Consider the following 2,354-nt stretch of genomic DNA (forward strand, 5'->3'; position numbering starts at 1 on the left):
GAAGATCTGAAAAATGGGAACGGAGAAACACAGTTAATTGAAGCGGTTGTATCACACCAGTCTTCGTTACTATCTAAATCTATCAAACAATCTCAATTTCGTTCCAAATTTGATGCAGGAGTCATAGCCGTTCATCGTAATAATGAACGCATTAATAGTAAGATTGGGGATATTATTTTAAAACCTGGTGATACGCTTTTATTATTAACTGGGTCAGACTTCATAGAGAAGAACAGACTATCAAATGACTTTTATGTCATTTCATCATTAGATACACCTAAAGAACTGAATGAAGATCCGAAACAGGGTTGGTTCTCAATTATATTGCTCATCACGATGGTGATGCTAGTAGCAACTGGAATATTAAGCATGTTTAAAGCGATGCTATTAGCTGTGTTAATCTTATTACTAAGCAACATCGTTAACCCAGATGAAGCTAAAGGGTATATCCAGTTCCACGTCTTATTATTAATTGCAAGTGCGATAGGAGTTGGAACCGCCATAACGAAAACAGGGTTAGCCGAGTTAGCCGCTGAGCAAGCTTTAAATTTAGCACAGCCTCTAGGTATGATCGCCGTGATTTTGTTTGTCTATTTGTTAACGAATATTTTTACGGAGTTAATCACAAATGCAGCAGCAGCTGTATTAATGCTTCCAATTGGCATTGAGATGGCTAGTCAGCTAAATATTGACCCAATGGCCTTTGCAGTTACTATTGCGATTGCTGCGTCAGCTAGTTTTATTACACCAATAGGTTACCAGACAAATTTAATTGTCTACGGGCCAGGTGGTTATAAGTTTAGTGATTATATAAAAGTGGGCTTACCATTGTCCATTATGGTTATGATTGTCACTACAACAATAGTTAATTTTATTTGGATATAGGAGGAAAAATATGACTAAATCAGAAAATATCGTTTGGCATGATTCTAAAGTAACTCAGGAACACCGCATGAAACTAAATGGTCATAAAAGTGCAGTTTTATGGTTTACTGGCCTATCAGGTGCAGGGAAATCTACTGTTTCAGTTGAAGTAGAAAAAGAATTATATAATTTAGGTGTTCATACTTATCGTTTAGATGGCGATAATGTCCGTCATGGTTTAAATAATAACCTTGGTTTCAGTGCTGAGGATCGTGCTGAAAACATTAGACGTGTTGGTGAAGTCGCAAAGCTTATGTCAGATGCAGGCTTATTAACATTAACAGCGTTTATTTCACCGTATAGAGAAGATCGTGATAAGGTTAGAGAAATTATGAACGAAGGGGAATTCATTGAAGTATTCGTTAAGTGTGACCTTGACGTTTGTGAATCTAGAGACCCTAAAGGGTTATACAAAAAAGCCCGTGCAGGTGAAATCAAAGGATTTACAGGGATTGACGATCCATATGAAGAACCAAACAACCCTGAATTAGTAATCGAAACAGATAAGAATTCACTGGAAGAATGTGTTCAGCAAGTTGTTAAACACTTAAAAGACAAAGGATACTTAGAGGTATAATGATGTTAAAAGAAACGATTCAAATTGCAATAGATGCAGGAAAAGAAATTATGGATATTTATCAGCATGACTTTGATGTTGAGTATAAAGAGGACGAATCCCCTTTAACGATTGCTGATCAACGATCTCATGAGGTGATTCAAAAAGGGTTAACTGATGCGTTCCCTAATATTCCTGTTCTTAGTGAAGAAGGGGCGGATATTCCATATGAGAATCGAAAGGATTGGAATCAGTTCTGGTTAGTAGACCCTTTAGATGGAACGAAGGAATTTATTAAGAAGAACGGGGAATTTACAGTTAATATTGCACTTGTTAAAGGTCAGTATCCTACATTAGGTGTGATATACGCTCCTGCTTTAGACGTGTTATACGTTGGAGAACAAGACAAAGGTGCGTTTAAGATTAATGATGCTTCTAAGGTTACGATTAATACCGATGAAGATATACTTAATAAGGCACAAAAGCTACCAATTGTACAAGATTCAAGCTTAGTGAAAGTGGTGGCAAGTCGTTCACACATGTCTAAAGAAACAGAAGATTTTATTAATGAACTGAAAGAAAAACATAACGAAGTAGAAACAGTATCTTCAGGAAGCTCATTAAAGTTCTGTTTAGTTGCAGAAGGGGAAGCTAATTATTACCCTAGATACGCACCGACAATGGAATGGGATACGGGTGCAGGTCAGGCTATTGTTGAAGCAGCAGGTAAACAGGTATTACGTTATGAAGATCAAAAACGATTCTACTACAATCGAGAAAACTTAAAGAATGGCTGGTTTCTAGTTAAATAGAGAAATAGGCAAGGATAAGGAAAAGACTTATTAGAAATCGAATAGTGTGAGTGTTATTTGCG

3 protein-coding genes are annotated in these 2,354 nt (G+C 36.6%); all 3 read left to right on the forward strand.

Annotated elements, in window-relative coordinates:
• A partial coding sequence (locus JCM13188_RS17090; protein WP_279402058.1) for an SLC13 family permease occupies window positions 1-885 on the forward strand: 885 nt, incomplete at its 5' end.
• Between the two features lie 10 nt (window positions 886-895).
• Window positions 896-1,501, forward strand: a complete 606-nt coding sequence (cysC, locus tag JCM13188_RS17095) for an adenylyl-sulfate kinase (RefSeq protein WP_054755036.1) — start codon at window positions 896-898, stop codon at window positions 1,499-1,501.
• A 2-nt stretch (window positions 1,502-1,503) separates the two neighbouring features.
• A complete protein-coding gene (gene cysQ, locus JCM13188_RS17100; RefSeq protein WP_054755037.1) occupies window positions 1,504-2,292 on the forward strand; it encodes a 3'(2'),5'-bisphosphate nucleotidase CysQ in 789 nt (262 codons plus the stop codon).
• The last annotated feature ends 62 nt before the right edge of the window (window positions 2,293-2,354 follow it).

Origin of the sequence: Piscibacillus salipiscarius JCM 13188 (assembly GCF_001311865.1) — a bacterium.
GTDB classification, from domain to species: domain Bacteria; phylum Bacillota; class Bacilli; order Bacillales; family Alkalibacillaceae; genus Piscibacillus; species Piscibacillus salipiscarius.